Annotated in this window: 22 protein-coding genes and 1 pseudogene; 19 read left to right on the top strand and 4 right to left on the bottom strand. The window is 55.4% G+C overall.

Going from position 1 to position 17942, the window contains the following annotated elements; all coding sequences use genetic code 11:
- The 9 genes and pseudogenes from I656_RS05620 to pstB form a co-directional block, all read left to right on the top strand.
- On the top strand, positions 1-395 hold a 395-nt coding region (locus I656_RS05620; RefSeq protein WP_020755623.1), incomplete at its 5' end, for a thymidine kinase.
- 17 nt (positions 396-412) lie between these two features.
- The gene (locus I656_RS0115950) at positions 413-595 is read left to right on the top strand and encodes a hypothetical protein (RefSeq protein WP_014196961.1); all 183 of its coding nucleotides are present in this window, start codon (positions 413-415) and stop codon (positions 593-595) included.
- Between the two features lie 135 nt (positions 596-730).
- Positions 731-1171 (top strand): hypothetical protein, encoded by a 441-nt coding sequence (locus tag I656_RS05625; RefSeq protein ID WP_011232846.1) that lies wholly within the window; start codon positions 731-733, stop codon positions 1169-1171.
- Between the two features lie 95 nt (positions 1172-1266).
- Positions 1267-2343 (top strand): peptide chain release factor 1, encoded by a 1077-nt coding sequence (gene prfA, locus I656_RS05630; protein WP_033005971.1) that lies wholly within the window; start codon positions 1267-1269, stop codon positions 2341-2343.
- Complete coding sequence (prmC, locus tag I656_RS05635; protein WP_033005969.1) at positions 2333-3214, top strand: peptide chain release factor N(5)-glutamine methyltransferase; 882 nt, start codon at positions 2333-2335, stop codon at positions 3212-3214. The genes prfA and prmC overlap by 11 nt, the downstream gene beginning before the upstream one ends.
- A gap of 59 nt (positions 3215-3273) precedes the next feature.
- Positions 3274-4137, top strand: coding sequence for a stage II sporulation protein R (spoIIR, locus tag I656_RS05640; protein ID WP_015376069.1), 864 nt, complete (start codon positions 3274-3276; stop codon positions 4135-4137).
- Positions 4138-4266: 129 nt separating this feature from the next.
- Positions 4267-5334: an L-threonylcarbamoyladenylate synthase gene (locus I656_RS05645; RefSeq protein ID WP_013146615.1), complete on the top strand. Its 1068-nt coding sequence runs from the start codon at positions 4267-4269 to the stop codon at positions 5332-5334.
- A gap of 412 nt (positions 5335-5746) precedes the next feature.
- Positions 5747-6299, top strand: a pseudogene (locus I656_RS0115945) (manganese efflux pump MntP family protein).
- 335 nt (positions 6300-6634) lie between these two features.
- A complete protein-coding gene (pstB, locus tag I656_RS05650; RefSeq protein ID WP_119878022.1) occupies positions 6635-7444 on the top strand; it encodes a phosphate ABC transporter ATP-binding protein PstB in 810 nt (269 codons plus the stop codon).
- A gap of 146 nt (positions 7445-7590) precedes the next feature.
- Here pstB and I656_RS05655 read toward each other — a convergent pair whose 3' ends face one another.
- Complete coding sequence (locus I656_RS05655) at positions 7591-8040, bottom strand: endolytic transglycosylase MltG (protein WP_015375407.1); 450 nt, start codon at positions 8038-8040, stop codon at positions 7591-7593.
- Positions 8037-8387 carry a hypothetical protein gene (locus tag I656_RS05660; protein ID WP_033005974.1) on the bottom strand — a complete coding sequence of 117 codons (351 nt, stop codon included), beginning with the start codon at positions 8385-8387 and terminating at the stop codon, positions 8037-8039. The genes I656_RS05655 and I656_RS05660 overlap by 4 nt, the downstream gene beginning before the upstream one ends.
- Positions 8388-8544: 157 nt before the next feature.
- On the opposite strand from I656_RS05660, the gene rpmG reads away from it, so the two are divergent.
- The 5 genes from rpmG (at position 8545) to I656_RS05685 (ending at position 11674) form a co-directional block, all read left to right on the top strand.
- On the top strand, positions 8545-8694 hold the full coding sequence (gene rpmG / locus I656_RS05665; protein ID WP_011231931.1) for a 50S ribosomal protein L33: 150 nt from the start codon (positions 8545-8547) through the stop codon (positions 8692-8694).
- A 53-nt stretch (positions 8695-8747) separates the two neighbouring features.
- Entirely contained in the window at positions 8748-9320 is a 573-nt protein-coding gene (locus I656_RS05670) for a 5-formyltetrahydrofolate cyclo-ligase (RefSeq protein ID WP_015375406.1), read from the top strand.
- Positions 9310-10083, top strand: coding sequence for a DUF92 domain-containing protein (locus I656_RS05675; protein ID WP_015375405.1), 774 nt, complete (start codon positions 9310-9312; stop codon positions 10081-10083). Before I656_RS05670 ends, I656_RS05675 begins: the two co-directional genes overlap by 11 nt.
- Positions 10084-10159: 76 nt before the next feature.
- Positions 10160-10339: a hypothetical protein gene (locus tag I656_RS05680; RefSeq protein ID WP_015375404.1), complete on the top strand. Its 180-nt coding sequence runs from the start codon at positions 10160-10162 to the stop codon at positions 10337-10339.
- 165 nt (positions 10340-10504) lie between these two features.
- The gene (locus I656_RS05685) at positions 10505-11674 is read left to right on the top strand and encodes a rhomboid family intramembrane serine protease (protein WP_033005966.1); all 1170 of its coding nucleotides are present in this window, start codon (positions 10505-10507) and stop codon (positions 11672-11674) included.
- A gap of 50 nt (positions 11675-11724) precedes the next feature.
- Here I656_RS05685 and I656_RS05690 read toward each other — a convergent pair whose 3' ends face one another.
- Positions 11725-12588 (bottom strand): hypothetical protein, encoded by an 864-nt coding sequence (locus I656_RS05690; protein ID WP_013144736.1) that lies wholly within the window; start codon positions 12586-12588, stop codon positions 11725-11727.
- Positions 12589-12713: 125 nt separating this feature from the next.
- On the opposite strand from I656_RS05690, the gene I656_RS05695 reads away from it, so the two are divergent.
- From I656_RS05695 to I656_RS05710, 4 genes are all read left to right on the top strand, one after another.
- Entirely contained in the window at positions 12714-14177 is a 1464-nt protein-coding gene (locus I656_RS05695) for a spore germination protein (RefSeq protein ID WP_013144737.1), read from the top strand.
- A 95-nt stretch (positions 14178-14272) separates the two neighbouring features.
- A complete protein-coding gene (locus tag I656_RS05700) occupies positions 14273-14485 on the top strand; it encodes a YqgQ family protein (protein WP_033005972.1) in 213 nt (70 codons plus the stop codon).
- Between the two features lie 7 nt (positions 14486-14492).
- Positions 14493-15446, top strand: coding sequence for an ROK family glucokinase (locus I656_RS05705; RefSeq protein WP_020755610.1), 954 nt, complete (start codon positions 14493-14495; stop codon positions 15444-15446).
- 183 nt (positions 15447-15629) lie between these two features.
- Complete coding sequence (locus tag I656_RS05710) at positions 15630-16790, top strand: M14 family metallocarboxypeptidase (protein WP_020755609.1); 1161 nt, start codon at positions 15630-15632, stop codon at positions 16788-16790.
- Between the two features lie 36 nt (positions 16791-16826).
- Here I656_RS05710 and I656_RS18040 read toward each other — a convergent pair whose 3' ends face one another.
- Positions 16827-17003: a DUF2759 domain-containing protein gene (locus I656_RS18040; protein ID WP_011231921.1), complete on the bottom strand. Its 177-nt coding sequence runs from the start codon at positions 17001-17003 to the stop codon at positions 16827-16829.
- 168 nt (positions 17004-17171) lie between these two features.
- On the opposite strand from I656_RS18040, the gene I656_RS05720 reads away from it, so the two are divergent.
- On the top strand, positions 17172-17804 hold the full coding sequence (locus I656_RS05720; RefSeq protein ID WP_012820544.1) for an MBL fold metallo-hydrolase: 633 nt from the start codon (positions 17172-17174) through the stop codon (positions 17802-17804).
- Positions 17805-17942 lie beyond the last annotated feature (138 nt).

The raw sequence follows: 17942 nt of genomic DNA, 5'->3' as shown, positions 1-17942 counted from the left end.
ACATTTCCGCCGCCACCGGCGTCGTCGCCATCGATGAAGTACAGTTTTTTTCCGACGACATCATCGATGTGGTGCAAACGCTCGCTGATTGCGGCTACCGCGTCATCGCCGCGGGGCTCGACCAAGATTTTCGCGGTGAACCGTTTGGCCCCGTGCCGGCGCTGATGGCGATCGCGGAGTCGGTGACGAAGCTGCAGGCGGTTTGCACGGTATGCGGTTCCCCGGCCAGCCGGACGCAGCGGCTCATTAACGGTGCGCCCGCCTCTTATGACGATCCGGTGATTCTCGTCGGCGCCAGCGAGGCGTACGAGCCTCGCTGCCGCCATCACCATGAAGTGCCTGGCAAACCGAAAAAGCGATACAACCGCCCGCTTGCTGGACATACGGGTGAGTGATGGTGAGGCGGTCACGGATGTTGTTTGGCCGCTTTCATCGGCCAAGTGGCGAAGCGCAGCCATCGTTGATGGAAACGGTGCATATTCGTATGTTTCGCCGACCGAGAAGGGCGGAAGCGGCGCCATCATTCTCGCCCGTCTCGTGCGTCCATTCGCTATGGGAGGAAAAAGCGTTTGGCATGCGGCTCGTTCATCATTGATCGTTCGCTTGACTAGGCTGCCCCTTTTGTTCGTTCGCCGCAAAATAGACGAATGATGGCAGAAAGATTTATGGCTTGCCGTGTATCATTGACGGGCGATCATGGACATCCTAACAGCTAAGGAGGCGAAAAAGGATGAGACGCATCTGGCTGTTAGGAATGATCTTCCTGCTTTCGGCCTGTTCGCTCGCTCCGGATCATCCGTCCTACCGCCAGCAAAGCGAGGACAAAAACGGCGCGCGGCTGATGACGGACGGGCGGCCGAAGATCGACGCTGACAGAGACTTGTACAACAACTTCGACGATCCGGAAAACGTGCGGCAAAACCCGAATTTTATCAGCTTGACCGAAGGAAGCGAAAACCAGCGCGCCGATACGCGCAAGGCAGCACAACTCATCGAGCGGTACACCGATTACCACGCCGACTCCATCTGGTTTCACGGCGGCAATATGTATGTGACCGTTGATGCACCGGAAGAGCTGTCTGACGAGGAGCGGCAGCGCGAGGCGCAACGCATTGACAAGTTGCTGACAAAAGCGATCCCGACATACGAGATCATCGTGCGCGTCAACTGAGAGCTCCCGCTTGCCAAAAGCGGGGGTTTTTGTTTGGCTTCATTTCATGCTATAATCTAAAATTAGACTGTGTGGGAAAAACAGAGGTGAATGATGTGTTTGATCGGTTGGAAGCTGTGGAGCAACGGTATGAAAAGCTCAATGAACTGTTGATGGACCCCGACGTCATCAACGATCCGAAAAAGCTGCGCGATTATTCGAAAGAGCAGGCGGATTTGGAAGAAACGGTGCAAACGTACCGCGAATACAAATCGGTTCGCGAGCAGCTGGCCGAAGCGAAAGCGATGCTTGAGGAAAAGCTCGATCCGGAGCTGCGCGAGATGGTGAAAGAGGAAATTGACGAGCTGGAAGAACGGGAAGAGGCGCTCGTTGAAAAGCTGAAAGTGTTGCTTTTGCCGAAAGATCCGAACGATGAGAAAAACGTCATTATGGAAATCCGCGCGGCCGCCGGCGGCGAAGAGGCGGCGCTGTTTGCCGGCGACTTGTACCGGATGTATACGCGCTATGCGGAATCGCAAGGGTGGAAGACGGAAGTGATCGAAGCGAGTCCGACCGGCCTCGGCGGCTATAAAGAAATCATTTTTATGATCAACGGCAAAGGGGCGTATTCAAAGCTGAAGTTTGAAAACGGCGCGCACCGCGTCCAGCGTGTCCCGGAAACGGAGTCAGGCGGGCGCATCCATACGTCGACGGCGACGGTCGCCTGCCTGCCGGAGATGGAAGAAATCGAAGTCGAAATCAATGAAAAAGACATTCGCGTCGACACGTTCGCCTCAAGCGGACCGGGTGGGCAAAGCGTCAACACGACAATGTCGGCCGTGCGCCTCACCCATATTCCGACCGGCATTGTCGTCACGTGCCAAGACGAAAAATCGCAAATCAAAAACAAAGAAAAAGCGATGAAAGTATTGCGTGCCCGCATTTATGACAAGTACCAGCAAGAAGCGCGCGCCGAATATGACCAAACGCGCAAGCAGGCAGTCGGCACCGGCGACCGTTCCGAGCGCATCCGGACGTACAACTTCCCGCAAAACCGCGTCACGGACCACCGCATCGGATTGACGATCCAAAAGCTCGATCAAGTGCTCGATGGCCACCTCGACGAAATTATCGAGGCGCTCATTTTGGACGATCAGGCGAAAAAATTGGAGCAAGCGAACGATGCGTCGTAACGTCCACGAAGTCCTCGCCTGGGCTTCTTCTTTTTTGCGCGCCCACGGAAAAGAGGAGCGGGCGGCAGAGTGGCTATTGTGCCACCATTTAGGCGTGGACCGGGCCGGGCTGTTCGCCCGTTGGCGCGAGCCGGTCGACGAAGCGGTATATGAACGGTTTGCGGCCGATGTGCGCCGCCATGCGGTGGATCATGTGCCGATTCAATATTTGATCGGCTATGAATCGTTTTACGGCCGGCCGTTTCTTGTCAACCGCCATGTGTTGATCCCGCGCCCGGAAACGGAAGAACTGGTGCTTGGCGTCCTAAAACGGGTGCCGCGCCTATTTGCTGGTCGGAAGCGGATCGATGTCGTTGACGTCGGCACTGGCAGCGGGGCGATCGCCGTGACATTGGCGCTGGAGAACAAAGCGTTGTCGGTGACCGCAACCGATATTTCCGAAGCGGCGCTCGCGGTCGCCCGTGAAAACGCCCGGCGGCTCGGGGCGAATGTTTCATTTTTGTGCGGCGACTTGCTGCAGCCGATCATGGCCATGGGGTGGACGGTCGATGTCGTCGTTTCCAATCCACCGTACATTCCAGAGACGGACGCCGCTATGCTTTCCCCGGTCGTCAAAAACTATGAGCCGCACACGGCGCTCTTTGGCGGCCGCGATGGGCTCGATTTTTACCGCCGCTTCGCCCGCGAGTTGCCGCTTGTGCTCGGCGCGCCGGCGCTTGCCGCTTTTGAAGTCGGCGCCGGGCAAGGGGAAGCAGTGGCGGCGCTCTTGGCCGCAGCGTTTCCAGAAGCCGAAGTGGAAGTCGATTTTGACCTCAACGGCAAAGACCGGATGGTGTACATGACGCGGCCGAAAAACGGGAAAACGTGTTAGATTGATAGGTTTAAAAACGAGCGGCGCCGTCCACAATGAAAGGTGAAAGGACGGTGCCGATGATGACCATCAAAGGAAATGCCATTGCCATATGTTTATATATCATTCTATTAACGACAGGCGTACTCGTCGAGCTGTACGGCCACAAGACGGACGCCGGGGCGAACGCGGCGGTCGCCATCCCTGATGAGGCAATCCGCCTGCGCATTTTAGCCAACAGCGACGCCGATGAAGACCAACAATTGAAGCGAAAAGTGCGTGATGCGGTCAATGCGCAAATCAACGGCTGGGTGGCCGAACTCACTTCGTTTGAGGAAGCAAAGCGCGTCATCCGCTCTCACCTGCCGGACATCGAGCGGACGGTCGCCCGCGTGTTGCGCGATGAACAAAGCGATCAAACGTACAAAGTGGAGTTTGGCCCGGTTCATTTTCCGACGAAAGTGTACGGCAACTACGTATATCCGGCTGGCATCTATGATGCCGTGCTGATCACGCTTGGGGAAGGAAAAGGAGCAAACTGGTGGTGCGTTCTGTTCCCGCCGCTTTGTTTTCTCGATTTTTCCAACAGCGATGCCGTCATGATGGCGGCGAACCGATCGCCTGCCGGAACGAATGAACCGGTGTCGGCTGGGAGCGTCCGGTCAATGGAAGCCGGGTCGAAGCAGAACAGCGAGTCGGCCGAAGCGGAAGCTGAGGCGATGCGAAGCGGCGAGCAGGCCATCGAGCGGGACGAACCGAAAGAGGAGAGGGGTGCGATGGCGGAAACCGAAGATCGCGCCGCTTCGTCCATCCATGCGGATGGCGAGAAGGACAAAGGGCACACTGACGATCAAGAATCGTCCTTCGTCGTCATGGCCGAGCCGGAACAGCCGGTGGAAGTCAAATTTTTCTTCAAAGAGTGGCTCAGCCATCTCATTCCATAAGCATCTATCCACAAAGTTATCCACAAAAATAACAAGTTTATTCACAATTTGTGTATAACTGTGGAAAGGCATCGGGCGGCGATCTGACGCTTGTAAAAAAAGCCGCCATTTTCAAGGCGAATCACGGCGATGGAGAAGGTGAAACGATTGAAAACGCGTGTTTGGGTTGTGGATAATATTGTTGATAAACAGCAAGTTTATCCACAAATACGAGAGGCGGTTGAATGGCTGCGGGCCGGGGAAGTTATCGCATTCCCGACGGAAACGGTGTACGGGTTGGGGGCTGATGCGGCCAATACAGCCGCGGTGGAAAAAATTTTCGCCGCCAAAGGGCGGCCGAGCGACAATCCGCTCATCGTTCATGTCGCCAGCATGGCCCAAGCGGAGGCGGTAGCCGCCTCGATCCCACCGATGGCGAAAACGTTGATGGAGCGGTTTTGGCCGGGGCCGCTCACGTTAGTATTGCCAAAACGGGCCAAAGCGGTGTCTGAACGGGTGACGGCCGGGCTGCCGACGGTGGCGGTGCGCATGCCGGATCACCCGCTGGCGCTGGCGTTGATCGAGGCGAGCGGCTTGGCGTTGGCCGCCCCGAGCGCGAATCGGTCAGGAAGGCCGAGTCCGACGACGGCGGCGCACGTGCTTGCCGATTTAGACGGGCGGATCGCCGGGGTGATCGACGGCGGGCCGACCGGCGTGGGCGTTGAATCGACGGTGCTCGATTGCAGTGGGGGCGTGCCGACGATTTTGCGCCCGGGAGGAGTGACGAAAGAGGCGCTTATTGAAGCGATCGGCCGCGTTGAAGAGGCCGCTGCTGTGGATGACGAGGCGGCGCCGAAAGCGCCGGGGATGAAATATACGCATTATGCGCCGAAAGCGCCGCTTTGGATCGTCGCCGGCCCGCCCGCGTTTTTGCAGCGGCTTGTCGATGAAAGCCGGGCGGAAGGGAAAACGGTCGGCGTGTTGACGACCGAGGAGAACCGGGATCAGTATGCGGCCGATGTCGTGCTGCCGTGCGGAACGCGCCAGGCGCTTGAGACGGTCGCGAGCCGGCTGTACGACACGCTGCGCCGATTTGATGAAACGAACGTCGATCTCATTTACAGCGAGGCGTTTCCGGAAGAAGGAATCGGCGCGGCGATCATGAACCGGCTCCGCAAAGCAGCCGGCGGACGCGCCATCAGCGAACAGCGGAAATGAAAGGACGGCCGTCTGTATAGATGCAGTGAACAAGTTTCACGTATCCTGGTCGAAAAAGCAGCTTGTCTATTTTTTGACGGTCGGAGGCAAGCCGCAGGCTTCTTCGTCGCGCCTTGGCGTGACGGAAGACCGAACGGAAACGCGCTTCACAGATCCATGTATGGGTTTGGAAGCGGCGTTGTTCGGTCGTGCGATAGTCGAGAAAACGGCTCTGCAAACGGTAAGGTTCAAATGGCAACTAGAGGATTTGGGGGATGCCGTTTCCAAGCGCGAAACCGGTCTGTTGTGGACCGGTTTTTTCTTTTCCGTCCGCCCGTCAATCAGGCGGCGCCCATTGGCTGCCCGCTCTGCTTCTAAACTGCCCTGGACGTGCATATGTTTAGCAATAAGGCCGGTCCGGGAGGGAAGAAACATGGGCGCATTCATCGGCGAAATCATCGCGCTGTCAATGATGGCGCTGGCGCTGGGCATGGACGCGTTTTCAGTCGCTTTAGGAATGGGGCTGTTGCGCCTCCGGCTGCGGCAAATGTTTTATATCGGGTTGACGATCGGCTTGTTTCATATTCTCATGCCGCTTGCTGGCATGGCGGTCGGCCGCCTGCTGTCGCGCGAGTTCGGAAGTGTCGCGACATACGCGGGCGGGGCGCTGCTGTTATGGCTTGGCGGGCAAATGATCATCGCCTCGTTCCGGAGGGACGATGGCTCACCGCTGTTTCCGCGTGGGGTGGGGTTGCTTTTTTTTTGCGTTCAGCGTCAGCCTAGACAGCTTTTCCGTCGGGCTGAGCCTCGGCATTTTCGGAGCGCGGACGATGGTGACGATTTTGCTGTTTGGTCTGTTCAGCATGGTGCTGACATGGGTTGGGCTTTTTGTCGGCCGCCATTTTCAGCAATGGCTCGGTTCGTACAGCGAAGCGCTCGGCGGCAGCATTTTGCTGGCGTTCGGGCTCAAGCTGCTTTTTCTATAAACGGCGGCAGGCGGTTTTCCTTCAGTGGAAAAAAGCGGACGGCCTGCTTTTTTGCGGCTCTTCACCAAAAGTTGTACTTGATTTTTTCTGAACATACCCTATTTACGCTTGTGAGGGAAAATCAGCACTTTTTGCATATCTTTGTGCAGGAAACCGTATTGCTTGTCAAGTACATGTTGTGGTGAAGAGCCAAAAAATGATGTTCGTTTACAAAAACTTTACATACCGTCCACACAGCGTTAACGATCGTTTTGTATGCTCATGATAGGAAAAACTCGATCTTCCGCTGCCAGTGAGGGCGGAAGGAAATGAAAGGAGTCACGCCGATGAGTACGATGGCGGTGGTGGAGCGCCGAAAAGAGGACATTCCTTCGGCCCAGTTGGTGAAAAAAGAGGTTGTTTACGAAACGAATGGACTGAACGTATGGTATGGCGAGCATCATGCGTTAAAACATATTCACCTGTCTTTTTATGAACGCGAGATTACAGCGATTATCGGCCCGTCAGGATGCGGCAAGTCAACCTATATCAAAACGCTCAATCGAATGATCGAGCTCATTCCAAACGTCCGGCTCGAAGGGGAGATTTTGTATCGCGGCCGCCGCATTTTTGACACGTCATACCCTGTTGAACAGCTGCGGACGCAAGTGGGCATGGTATTTCAAAAGCCCAACCCGTTTCCAAAGTCGATTTATGACAACGTCGCCTATGGGCCGCGCATTCATGGGATCCGCGACCGGCGGCGGCTCGATGAGATCGTCGAAAAAAGCTTGCGCCAAGCGGCGCTCTGGGAGGAAGTCAAAGATCGGCTTCATGAAAATGCCCTCGGTTTATCGGGCGGCCAACAGCAGCGGCTGTGCATCGCCCGCTGTTTGGCCGTCGAGCCGGATGTCATTTTAATGGATGAACCGACATCAGCGCTCGATCCCATTTCGACAGCGAAGGTCGAGGAGTTGATGGGCGAGCTGAAAACAAAATACAGCATCATCATTGTCACGCATAATATGCAGCAGGCGGCTCGCATTTCCGATCGGACAGCGTTTTTCTTAAACGGAGAAGTGATTGAGTACGGCGAGACAAAAACGTTGTTTTCTCGTCCAGCTGATCAGCGGACGGCGGATTATATCGCCGGGCGGTTCGGATGATAAAAGCGGCCGGAGGGCGTCAGGCATGACGGACAAAAAGTTCGTTTCAAAAAAGATGTGTTTCTTTCAAAAAACGCTGTTTGATGCGCAGACACAGCCTTAAGAAAAGGTGTCCCGGTCCTTTGGGAGAGGGACACCTTCTTTCGTTATGGTTCGGCAATCAAACGGCCGATGGCTGCGTAGTCCATATCGCTCCGCACGTTGTAGACGCCGGGGCGGATGGAGCGCGTCAGCCCATGTTGTTCCAAGTAGTCGTTGAAGGCGCGGGCGCTTTGAACGATGCCAGCCTCTTCAAGTTCGCGGGCAAATGTCTCTGGCGTATCTCCTTTTTGAATAACGAGTCGATAGACGTAAACGGTTTGCCCTGATGGTTCGGACATCTGCTTGGACGCCGCTTTCGGAGCGGCGTTCGGCTGAGCGCTGCGGAGCCTGTCGTATTCCTCTTTCGCCACGGCGACAAGCCCATGCTGTTTGAGGAACGTCTTGATTTCCGCTTCCGTCGGTGCAGCCGGGGGTGAAGCGTAATACGAGGCGCCGATCAGTGCTGTCGATGCAAGCAGCCCGAGGGCAAACGAACGCATGGATCGCTTGTTCATCGGCGCAACCTCCTTACCGCCCGCTCGACTTCCGCAACGGTCAGCCCCGTCTCATGGGCGATGTCTTCGAGCGGGAATCCTTGTTTATGCAAAAACAAGATGCGCCGATCGGCCGGCGACAATGATCCGCCAAGCCGCGGCGAAGCGGACCGTTGCCGCTCCGGAATGAGGAGCTCCTCCTCGATGACTTGCAGCCGCTTTTTGATCTGGTACGTTTCTTGCGCCAGGGAAACGGTCAAATGATCGATTTGTTCTTCGAGCGGTTTCAGTTCATCTTTCGCAAAAAAGGAAAGAACAAGGAGAATAATGGCTAGAGCTGCCAAAGCGATGATTGCGTATTCCACCACATGCATCCCTCCCCTTTTCACTATACCATACCATTCTCTGCTTGTGGCGCTCTTATTGAACAAAGATGAAATTTAGAGGTGGAAATCGCCGAAGAAAAATGGTATCATAGAAAGGTCTGATTATATAAAGTATAAAGCTCGTTTGGAGGGAAAAAAGATGCGCGTGAACATTACATTGGCATGCACAGAATGCGGCGAACGCAACTATATTACATCGAAAAATAAACGCAACAACCCAGAGCGTTTGGAATTGAAAAAATATTGCCCGCGCGATCGCAAAGTCACGTTGCACCGCGAAACGAAGTAAGCAGTGGGAAGATGATTCCTGCTGCTTTTTATCTTTATGGGAGGAAGGGGAAGATGATGGACGGCAAACAGGAATGGCGCCAGCGCATGTTGAATCAGCTTCGGCAGCTTAAAGCGGCAGAAAAAGAGATGTACGATCGGCAAATCGCCGCTCATTTATACCGGTGGCCATTATGGCAAACGGCGCGGACGATCGCCATGACGGTGTCGAGAGAGACGGAAGTCAACACCTTGCCGATCATGGAACAGGCGTGGCGGGAAGGAAAAACGATCGGCGTCCCGAAATGCGATCCAAGGGCAAAAACGATGTCCTTTCGGCGGCTTGAGTCGTTTTCCCAGCTCGAAAAAGCGTACGCCGGATTGTTTGAGCCGATTGAAAAACAAACAACGCCGATCGACCGCGATGAGTTTGATCTCATCATTGTCCCGGGGGTCTGTTTTGCCAAAACCGGCTACCGGATCGGCTATGGCGGCGGGTATTACGACCGATATTTGCGGGGAGCTTCGGCGGTGACGGCAGCGCTGGCTTACTCCTTTCAAGTGATGGACGACATTCCGGCCGAGGAGCATGATGTGCCGGTGAAATTCATTATTACGGATCAAGGAGTTCTTCACTGTGAGCGATGAATGGTGGTATATCGCGGTCTCTGCCCTCGCCGCCGGCGGAGGATGGCTGTTGCGCTCGTTGTCCATATCAGGAGCGGCGGCAGCCGTTGTCATCGGCGCAGCGGTTGGATGCGGCTTTTCATGGGGCGGAATATGGGTGTTAGGCTGCTTTTTTGTCAGCTCCAGCTTCTTTAGCCACATCGGAAAGCAACGCAAGGCAAAACTGTCTGAAAAATTGGCGAAAGGCGGGCGGCGCGATGCCATCCAAGTGCTGGCCAATGGCGGGGTGCCGGCCGTGTTGGCGCTATTGGCCGCTGTCCGTCCCGACCCGATTTGGGATGATCTGTTTGTTGTCGCCGTCGCTGCAGCGAACGCTGATACGTGGGCGTCTGAAATCGGTTCTTTAAGCCCGTGGCCGCCTCGGGTTTGGCCGAGTTTTCGGCCGGTGGAAGCCGGCACCTCAGGGGCTGTGACGCTCCTTGGCACGGCTGCTTCGTTTGCCGGCGCACTGTTTATTGCGGCTGTTGGCGTGTTTTTTCTCGACGTCCGACCCGTTTTTACTCTTGCCTTTTTCGGTTGGCTCGGCAGCTGGTTTGATACGTGGCTTGGCGCGGCTTGGCAAGCGGCTTACCGCTGTCCGGCATGCGGGGCGACGACTGAGCGGAAACGGCATTGCGGGCAGGCGACCATTCATATGAAAGGCTGGCGGTGGCTTGACAATGATGCGGTGAACGTTCTTTCGGTCATCTTTGCGGTGCTGGCCGCCTTCGTGCTGGCGCGTTAGGCGCGCCCCGCTTCATATTTGGAGAGAAAAAAGGGAAAAAGAATAACGAGCATGTCATATGATAGGAGGAACAACGATGAATAAATGGTCGTACTCGCTGCTTGTCGTTGCCGCTTTATGTCTTGCTTACCGCTATCGCTACCGAATGGCCGCCTTCGCATTGCGCGTTCCGCCGTTGCGAAAGCAACTTGTCCGATTTGCGCTCCACATTCCTCCTGTGCGCAACGCCCTTGTTTCGCAAATGTTGCGTCCATGATGCAATAGCGGTGAATCATTTTTGAAGAAGTCGGTTATGAAAAAACCGGCCGCGGCGGCCGGCGCCCGCCGGCCCATTCGCTCCGGTTTGCCGGACGGTCGATGAGTTGGCTTTGTTGCTGTTTGTCGGACTTGGCCTCGCCAGGGAAAGGGAGAGGAGAACGTGATGGGAACGATGGATGTACTGTTTTGGCAGCTTGTTCAGCGTTTGTCTCGCGGCGGCTACCGCATCGTACGGATGTCTGAGCAGGCCGATGAAGTATGGCTGGAATCAAACCATTGGCGTCGCCCAACACTCATCCGCCTCGTGCGCGCTGATTTTGATTGGAGCCGATCGTTGCGCCTTGATATGGAATATACATGGCAATTCGTTCAGCAAATGAGGGGATGGAATTTCAGCAAAGCGGGCCGGGTCATCAATGTTTATGTGATGGCGTATCCGCCGGTTGACGATTGGGAATTTCTTGTCGCCGAGCCGTTGCCGCTCTCTGGAGCGTCCGATGGCGTGCTTCATACGCTCCTCCTTCACAGCGGCAATATGGGGGACGTGCTGCCGCGGCTTGCGGAGATGACGGGTGTTGCGCTCCGTTTTGAGCCGCCTGTGGAAACGTCCGATCCGTTTGCTGCCGCCGAGCGCTTAAAGCGCGAGGTGGTCCGCGAATGGCGGCGCCGCCGTGAGGAGGAACGGCGCATTTTTGAGTATGGCAAGCCGATGTTCACCCGGCTGTTCATCGTCGTGCAGGTTGCGATGTTTTTGGTTCTCGAATGGAGCGGCGGGAGCACGAATCCGGATGTGTTGATCCACTACGGCGCCAAATTCAATCCGCTCATTGAGGCGGGAGAATGGTGGCGGCTGTTGACGCCGATGTTTTTGCATATTGGTTTTTTGCATCTGCTGACCAACACGCTTGCCTTGTATTATTTAGGGATCACGGTTGAGCGGCTGTACGGCTCGCTTCGCTTTTTGTTCATTTACGTAACGGCTGGATTTTTCGGAGCGCTGGCGAGTTTTTTGTTTACACCATCATTATCGGCCGGGGCGTCGGGAGCCATTTTCGGGCTGTTCGGGGCTCTTCTTTACTTCGGCACTGTCTACCGGCATTTATTTTTTCGAACGATGGGAATGAACGTCATCAGTTTAATCATCGTCAACCTGTTGTTTGGCCTGCTTGTTCCCGGCATCGACAACGCCGGCCATATCGGCGGACTGGTTGGCGGTTTTTTGGCGGCTGGCGTCGTTCATTTGCCAAAACACACCGCTTTAGGGCGGCAGGCGGGAGCGTTGGCGGTGTCGGCGCTGCTTGTCGCCGCTGGCTTATGGATCGGATTTCGGTAAACGCCCCCACTTCGCTTTGTTTGAAGTGGGAGGCCTCTTTTCGAAATGTGTTAAAGAAGTTGCACGAGCATCACTTTTTCCCCGTTTTTCGCTTCAATGAGAACGAAGAGCCTGCTGTAATCTTTGCGAATGAGAATGAGCGGCATCGTGCTGCCGATTGGCGAGAGGATGGATCCATCCTCTTTTTTTATGCCAAGGATGTACGACTTGTACAATCCTTCCCAAAGACGGCCGATGACGGTTTGCGTTTTTGCCGTTGACAACCCCGGCAACGGTTGTTCCGTGTAGGCGACGAGCTCCGGCAAATAAAGGGCGTAATAATCTTTCTTTGACAAAGAAAAGTGGGTGATCAGCTCGTCCGCTTTATGACGAAGAAATTCATTCGTGGCTTTGTTCAAGACGCGCTGCCATTCGCGCTCGTCATCTGTTCTTGGCCGCCGGAACGATGCGCGCGGATGGTACGGTGAGTCAATGACGTACAAATAGCTGCTTGACATCGTTTGGCTGCTTGTGATGTTCTCTCTTGTATGCAGCTCGCCGTGATGGAACGAGACAGCTTGAAAAAAGCGGCTGTCCCGCATCCGGACCGTCTTTTCCATGTCGATCGCGTCCGTGTTCGTTTTCCATTTCGACAGCACATCGGCCAAGCGGCCATCGGCAAACAACAGCGAGATGTCCTGACGCAAATAGGCGCGGCGGTTTAAAATGGAAGCGGCTGACCAGCGGAGCGCGTAGCGTCCGGGTTCATTGTCGCCCTCAAGCGCAAGCGATGTTTTCGCTTCGATGAACGCCGCTTCGCGATCAAGCGGGAAAAACTTGATCGTTTCAGCGGTCTGATCGTGCTCCCACAGCGAGGCGAGCGCGGCGGCAAGGAAAAAAGCAAGCGCCATGAAGGGGATCATCCATCGTTTCATGACATCCTCCCGGATTGGACAAGGTTTTCACCAATATATGCATTGCAAGGAACATTTATGTATGAATTTCCTCATGCTTGTCTATGATGAGAAGTATACAGTGCAAACGATGCAGGGGGATGACGATGGAGAAACAGATGCCCAAACGCCCGGCGTCCCGTCGCCTTCATGACAATGCATCCTATTTAGCCGAACGGCTTGGAGTCGGCAAGAGCTTCGATGTCATTCGCCTTGACGTCGAATATGGCGGCCGGGCAATGGCGTTGTTTATGATTGACGGATTTGTCAAAGACGATATTTTGCATTATTTGATGAGATATTTGTCCCGGCTTGAGGAACACGAACTGGACGTTCACCCGCTTGAGAAGCTCCTGAAAAAATATCTTCCGTACGTCGAGATCGGACAGACAGACGACTTGGAAGAAGCGGTCGCGATGGTGCTTGCTGGGCCGACGGCATTAGTCGTTGACGGCGTTAGGCGGATCATTTTGATTGACGCTCGCACGTATCCGGTGCGCGGGCCGCAAGAGCCGGATACGGAACGGGTCGTACGCGGGGCGCGCGACGGTTTTGTCGAGACGATCGTCTTTAACACCGCGCTCATCCGCCGCCGCGTCCGCGACCCTTCCTTGCGCATGGAGTACGTGCAGGTGGCGCGGCGCTCGAAGACCGATATTTGCATTTGCTATATCGAGGAAATAGCCGACCCAGAACTCGTTCGCCGCGTTCGGGAATCGATTACCGCTATTGACACAGACGGGCTGGTTATGGCTGAGAAAACGGTGGAAGAGTTTATTTCCGGCCGGCATTGGAATCCGTACCCGGTTGTCCGCTATACGGAACGCCCCGATACGGCAGCGGCCCATTTGTATGAAGGCCATGTGCTTGTGATCGTCGATGGATCGCCAAGTGTCATTATTACCCCGGCAACGTTTTGGCATCATTTGCAGCACGCTGAAGAGTACCGGAATAAGCCGATCGTCGGGGCGTATTTGCGGCTCGTCCGCTTTCTGGCCGTTTGGGCGTCGGTGTTTTTGCTGCCGCTTTGGTATTTGCTCATGATCGAGCCGGAACTGCTGCCGGATCCACTCCAGTTTTTGGGAAAGGCCAAATTGGGAGACATTCCGCTGTTTGCACAAATTTTGATGATTGAAATCGGGATGGATATGCTGCGAATGGCCGCCATTCATACACCGTCTTCGCTGGCGACCGCGCTCGGCCTCGTCGCCGCGCTTATGATCGGCGGCATCGCAGTGGAAGTTGGACTCTTTTCCAATGAAGTGATTTTGTATTTTTCTGTTACGGCCATCGGTACGTTTGCGACGCCCAGCTATGAAATGAGCTTGGCAAACCGGCTCGTCCGCATTGCCTTGCTCATTTTGTCGGGCCTGTTCGGCCTGTACGGTTATGTCATCGGCATCACCGTTTGGATTCTTGCCTTGGCGCGGATGACGTCATTTGGCGTTCCGTACTTATGGCCGTTCATCCCGTTCTCCTACCGAGCGATGCGCGACGTGCTCATCCGGTCGCCGATGCCGCTCAAAAACCGGCGACCGGCGATTCTTCACCCGCGCGACCCTGACCGCTGACGCAGGTGCTGATTTTTAGCGCCTGCGTTTTTTGTCTTGACGGCCGCGGCCGTTTGCCGCTACATTAAAAGAGGAAAAAAGGAGAATGAATGATGATGAAGACGGTATACGATGTTCAGCAGCTGTTGAAACGGTTTGGCACGATCATTTACGTGGGCGACCGGCTCGCTGATCTGGAGCTGATGGAAGAGGAAGTGAAAGAGCTGTACCAGTCCCAGCTGATCGATGCGAGACAGCTGCAAGCCGCTTTGTTTATTTTGCGGCAGGAAGCGCAAATGGAGCGGGAAAAACGGATGAAAAAAGGATGAGGATGCAATGGAACCATGGTTGGTAGGCATTGACCTCGGGGGCACGACAATCAAAATGGCGTTTGTCACCACCGAGGGTGACATCGTGCACAAATGGGAAATTCCGACGAACACCGCCAATCGCGGTGAGCATATCGTCGCTGACATTGCCCGATCGCTTGAAAAGACGCTCGCCCAGCTCGGCGGAGCGAAAGAGAGGCTGCTTGCCGCCGGCATCGGCGCCCCCGGATCGGTCGAAGAGGAAACCGGCATGTTGTATGAGACGGTCAATATAGGGTGGACGAATTATCCATTGAAGCAACGGCTGGAAGAGGCGACGGGGCTGCCCGTTTCGGTCGATAATGACGCCAATCTCGCCGCGCTTGGCGAAATGTGGAAAGGAGCAGGGGGAGGAGCGCGCCATTTGTTGTTTGTGACGCTTGGCACCGGCGTTGGCGGCGGTGTGATTGCCAACGGAGCCATTGTGCGCGGCATAAACGGCGCCGGCGGAGAGATCGGACATATGACGATGATCCCTGATGGCGGCGCCCGTTGCAACTGCGGCAAAACCGGATGTTTGGAAACGATTGCGTCCGCCACCGGCATCGTGCGGATCGCCAAGGAGAAATTGACCGCAGATGAGCGTCCGAGTGAGCTTCGCAACGGGGATGTGACGGCCAAAGCGGTGTTTGACGCCGCCAAAGCGGGCGATGCGCTGGCATTGGAAGTGGTCGATGAAGCAACGTACTATCTTGGTTGGGCGTTGGCGAATGCCGCCAATGTGACAAACCCGGAGAAAATCGTGATCGGCGGCGGCGTGTCCAAGGCGGGTGACATGCTTGTCGAGCGCGTGGCCGCCCATTTCCGCCGCTTCGCGTTCCCGCGCGTCGCCGCTGGGGCGAAGCTTGTTTTAGCGACGCTTGGCAACGATGCCGGCGTCATCGGCGCCGCCTGGCTGGCGAAAGAGCTTGTCGGCGCGTAAACAACGGAAGGTGTCCCAAAAAGGTTGGGGCGCCTTTTCTTATTGTTGGATGATATGAGATTGGAACGAACTTTAAAGAAGGAGATGTTTGCGAACATTCGTGCACTGCCACCTGCCAGGCGCTCATTTTTTGCCGTCTGCCGACATATGTTAAGGTAAAGAAATGGGAAGGGGAGACGGCGCATGCACCTTCAAGCATGGCCCGGCGATACGTTTGAAACATATGGACGATGGTTTTCGGTGCCGACTGAACTGATCATCGATTCGAATCCGCATGTCAAAGAGGGATTGCGCCCTGGGCAGACCGTTGCCATCCCGGGATACGCGCCGATCGATACGTGGGAAGCGCTCGCTGACCGCCTATCGCTGCCGACGGAGGTGCTGCGGCGGCTGCCGGGGGCGATGGCGGTCATCAACGGAACAGCGCCGCTGCCGAAGCGGATTTCGTCCCCGGTCATCCGCAGCGTCCGTCCGTATGATTTTGCCGCTTTGATGGAGGATATCACCGCCCTCGTCTGTCGCTATCCGTTTGTGCGCCAGCGGACGATCGGTCATAGCGTTCTCGGCTTGCCGCTCGTTGAACTGCAAATCGGCCGAGGACCGGTGCGCGTGCATATGAACGGATCGTTCCACGCGAATGAGTGGATCACGACGGCCGTGATCATGGCGCTCATCGACGAGTACGCGAGGGCGTTGGTTAACGATGACGAGCTTAATGGCCATCGGGTGCTTGATTATTACCGTAAAGTGACTCTTTCCGTTGTGCCGATGGTCAATCCCGACGGCGTCAATCTTGTGCTGAACGGCCCGCCGGAAGAAGAGCCGCATCGGAGTGAAGTCGTCTGCATCAACGGTGGATCGCTCGACTTTTCGCAATGGAAAGCGAACATCCGCGGCGTTGATTTAAACAATCAATTCCCAGCTAACTGGGAAATAGAACAGGCCCGCAAACCGCCGAAAGCGCCGGCACCGCGTGATTTTCCAGGATTCGCCCCGCTTACGGAGCCGGAGGCGAAAGCGATGGCGGCGCTCGCCGAGTCAGGCGATTTTGCGATGGTCGTCGCGTTTCATACACAAGGCAAGGAAATTTATTGGGGATATGAAGGGTTCGAGCCGCCGGAGGCGAAGGCAACGGTTCAGGCGATGGCCGAAGCAAGCGGCTACCAGGCTGTTCGCTACATTGACAGCCATGCCGGCTACCGCGATTGGTTCATTCAAACGTGGAAGCGGCGCGGTTACACCGTAGAGCTCGGCGAGGGTGTCAATCCGTTGCCGCTCTCGCAGTTTGCACGAATATACCGCGACAGCCTCGGCCTGTTTTTAGCAGCGCTCAAAATGGCATAAAAAAAACGCAAGAGGCATGATTGGCCTCTTGCGTTTTCAGTGCGTGCCGGTTGGAATGCCGTGATGTAAAATGGTCATAATGGTAAACCAGCCGAATACGGCGGTAGTGGCAAGTCCAAACAAAAATCCGAGCACGTTTTTCTCGCGCAATGTACGGAGCATTCCATAAAGGGCAAGCAGCGTTACAAGTGCAAAAATAATGACCGTACCCATCGTTTTACCCCCTCATGAAACAGTATGTACAAACGTGTCCATTCTTTTTCATTGTAATCTTTTTTCCCCCATTTGTCGAGGTCCCTTTCTCTTTTCTCTTCCATCGCTTGAAAAAAAACAGTAAAATAAAGTTAAATATTGGACATGCCAAGAAAAGGAGGAGATCGTATGGAATGGACGCGCATCCCTGTCGGTCCGATTCAGGCCAACGCTTACTTGTTGTCGTCTGCAGACCGACAATGCCTGATCGTTGACCCCGGCGCGGAAGGCGCGGCGCTTGTCCGACGGATCGAGGAAAAAGGGCTGACCCCGTTGGCGATTTTGCTGACGCATGCGCATTTTGACCATATTGGCGGCATCCCGGACGTGCTTGCCCGCTGGGACATTCCAGTGTATGTGCACGAAAAGGAAAAACAATGGCTGCAAGATCCGGCATTGAATGGCTCGCTTTATTTCGGCGGTCCGGTCGCTGTCCGCTGCGAACCGACATGCCTGAAAGGACCGACGGCGCTGAACATTGGTCCGTTTGCGTTGGATGTCCGCGAAACGCCGGGTCATTCCCCGGGCAGCGTCTCGTATTATTGCAAACAAGCCAATATTGTGTTTTCCGGCGATGCGCTGTTTGCCGGCAGCATCGGACGCACGGATTTGCCAGGCGGCAACCATCAGCAGCTGTTGAAAAGCATTCATGACGAACTGCTTACGCTGCCGGAGGAAACGATCGTTCTTTCAGGCCATGGGCCAGAGACGACGATCGCCGCAGAGATGGATGCAAATCCGTTTTTGCATGGGTTTTCGTAAGAAAAAAAGCCGTCTACGCCGGCTTCACACAAGCAATCCCCTCGGGCAAACGCAGGGGGCTCCTTTGGGCAAGGAAAAGCGCAACCGAAGGCCTCCTGGCGCCGGAACACAAAAAAACCGGCTCTTCACCACAACATG

The organism is Geobacillus sp. WSUCF1, from assembly GCF_000422025.1.
GTDB lineage: Bacteria > Bacillota > Bacilli > Bacillales > Anoxybacillaceae > Geobacillus > Geobacillus zalihae.
This window is presented reverse-complemented; position numbering and strand designations above follow the sequence as displayed.

What these genes read in the sequence shown, in the direction of transcription:
- prmC (WP_033005969.1), top strand. Translation starts at nt 2,333, where the DNA reads ATGCGTCGTAACGTCCACGAAGTCCTCGCCTGGGCTTCTTCTTTTTTG.
- I656_RS05685 (WP_033005966.1), top strand. Translation starts at nt 10,505, where the DNA reads ATGGGAACGATGGATGTACTGTTTTGGCAGCTTGTTCAGCGTTTGTCT.
- I656_RS05720 (WP_012820544.1), top strand. Translation starts at nt 17,172, where the DNA reads ATGGAATGGACGCGCATCCCTGTCGGTCCGATTCAGGCCAACGCTTAC.
- I656_RS05670 (WP_015375406.1), top strand. Translation starts at nt 8,748, where the DNA reads ATGATGGACGGCAAACAGGAATGGCGCCAGCGCATGTTGAATCAGCTT.
- I656_RS05625 (WP_011232846.1), top strand. Translation starts at nt 731, where the DNA reads ATGAGACGCATCTGGCTGTTAGGAATGATCTTCCTGCTTTCGGCCTGT.
- I656_RS05645 (WP_013146615.1), top strand. Translation starts at nt 4,267, where the DNA reads ATGGAGAAGGTGAAACGATTGAAAACGCGTGTTTGGGTTGTGGATAAT.
- I656_RS05705 (WP_020755610.1), top strand. Translation starts at nt 14,493, where the DNA reads ATGGAACCATGGTTGGTAGGCATTGACCTCGGGGGCACGACAATCAAA.
- I656_RS05680 (WP_015375404.1), top strand. Translation starts at nt 10,160, where the DNA reads ATGAATAAATGGTCGTACTCGCTGCTTGTCGTTGCCGCTTTATGTCTT.
- I656_RS05690 (WP_013144736.1), bottom strand. Translation starts at nt 12,588, where the DNA reads ATGAAACGATGGATGATCCCCTTCATGGCGCTTGCTTTTTTCCTTGCC.
- I656_RS0115950 (WP_014196961.1), top strand. Translation starts at nt 413, where the DNA reads ATGTTGTTTGGCCGCTTTCATCGGCCAAGTGGCGAAGCGCAGCCATCG.
- I656_RS05695 (WP_013144737.1), top strand. Translation starts at nt 12,714, where the DNA reads ATGGAGAAACAGATGCCCAAACGCCCGGCGTCCCGTCGCCTTCATGAC.
- I656_RS05700 (WP_033005972.1), top strand. Translation starts at nt 14,273, where the DNA reads ATGAAGACGGTATACGATGTTCAGCAGCTGTTGAAACGGTTTGGCACG.
- I656_RS05710 (WP_020755609.1), top strand. Translation starts at nt 15,630, where the DNA reads ATGCACCTTCAAGCATGGCCCGGCGATACGTTTGAAACATATGGACGA.
- I656_RS18040 (WP_011231921.1), bottom strand. Translation starts at nt 17,003, where the DNA reads ATGGGTACGGTCATTATTTTTGCACTTGTAACGCTGCTTGCCCTTTAT.
- pstB (WP_119878022.1), top strand. Translation starts at nt 6,635, where the DNA reads ATGGCGGTGGTGGAGCGCCGAAAAGAGGACATTCCTTCGGCCCAGTTG.
- spoIIR (WP_015376069.1), top strand. Translation starts at nt 3,274, where the DNA reads ATGATGACCATCAAAGGAAATGCCATTGCCATATGTTTATATATCATT.
- rpmG (WP_011231931.1), top strand. Translation starts at nt 8,545, where the DNA reads ATGCGCGTGAACATTACATTGGCATGCACAGAATGCGGCGAACGCAAC.
- I656_RS05655 (WP_015375407.1), bottom strand. Translation starts at nt 8,040, where the DNA reads ATGAACAAGCGATCCATGCGTTCGTTTGCCCTCGGGCTGCTTGCATCG.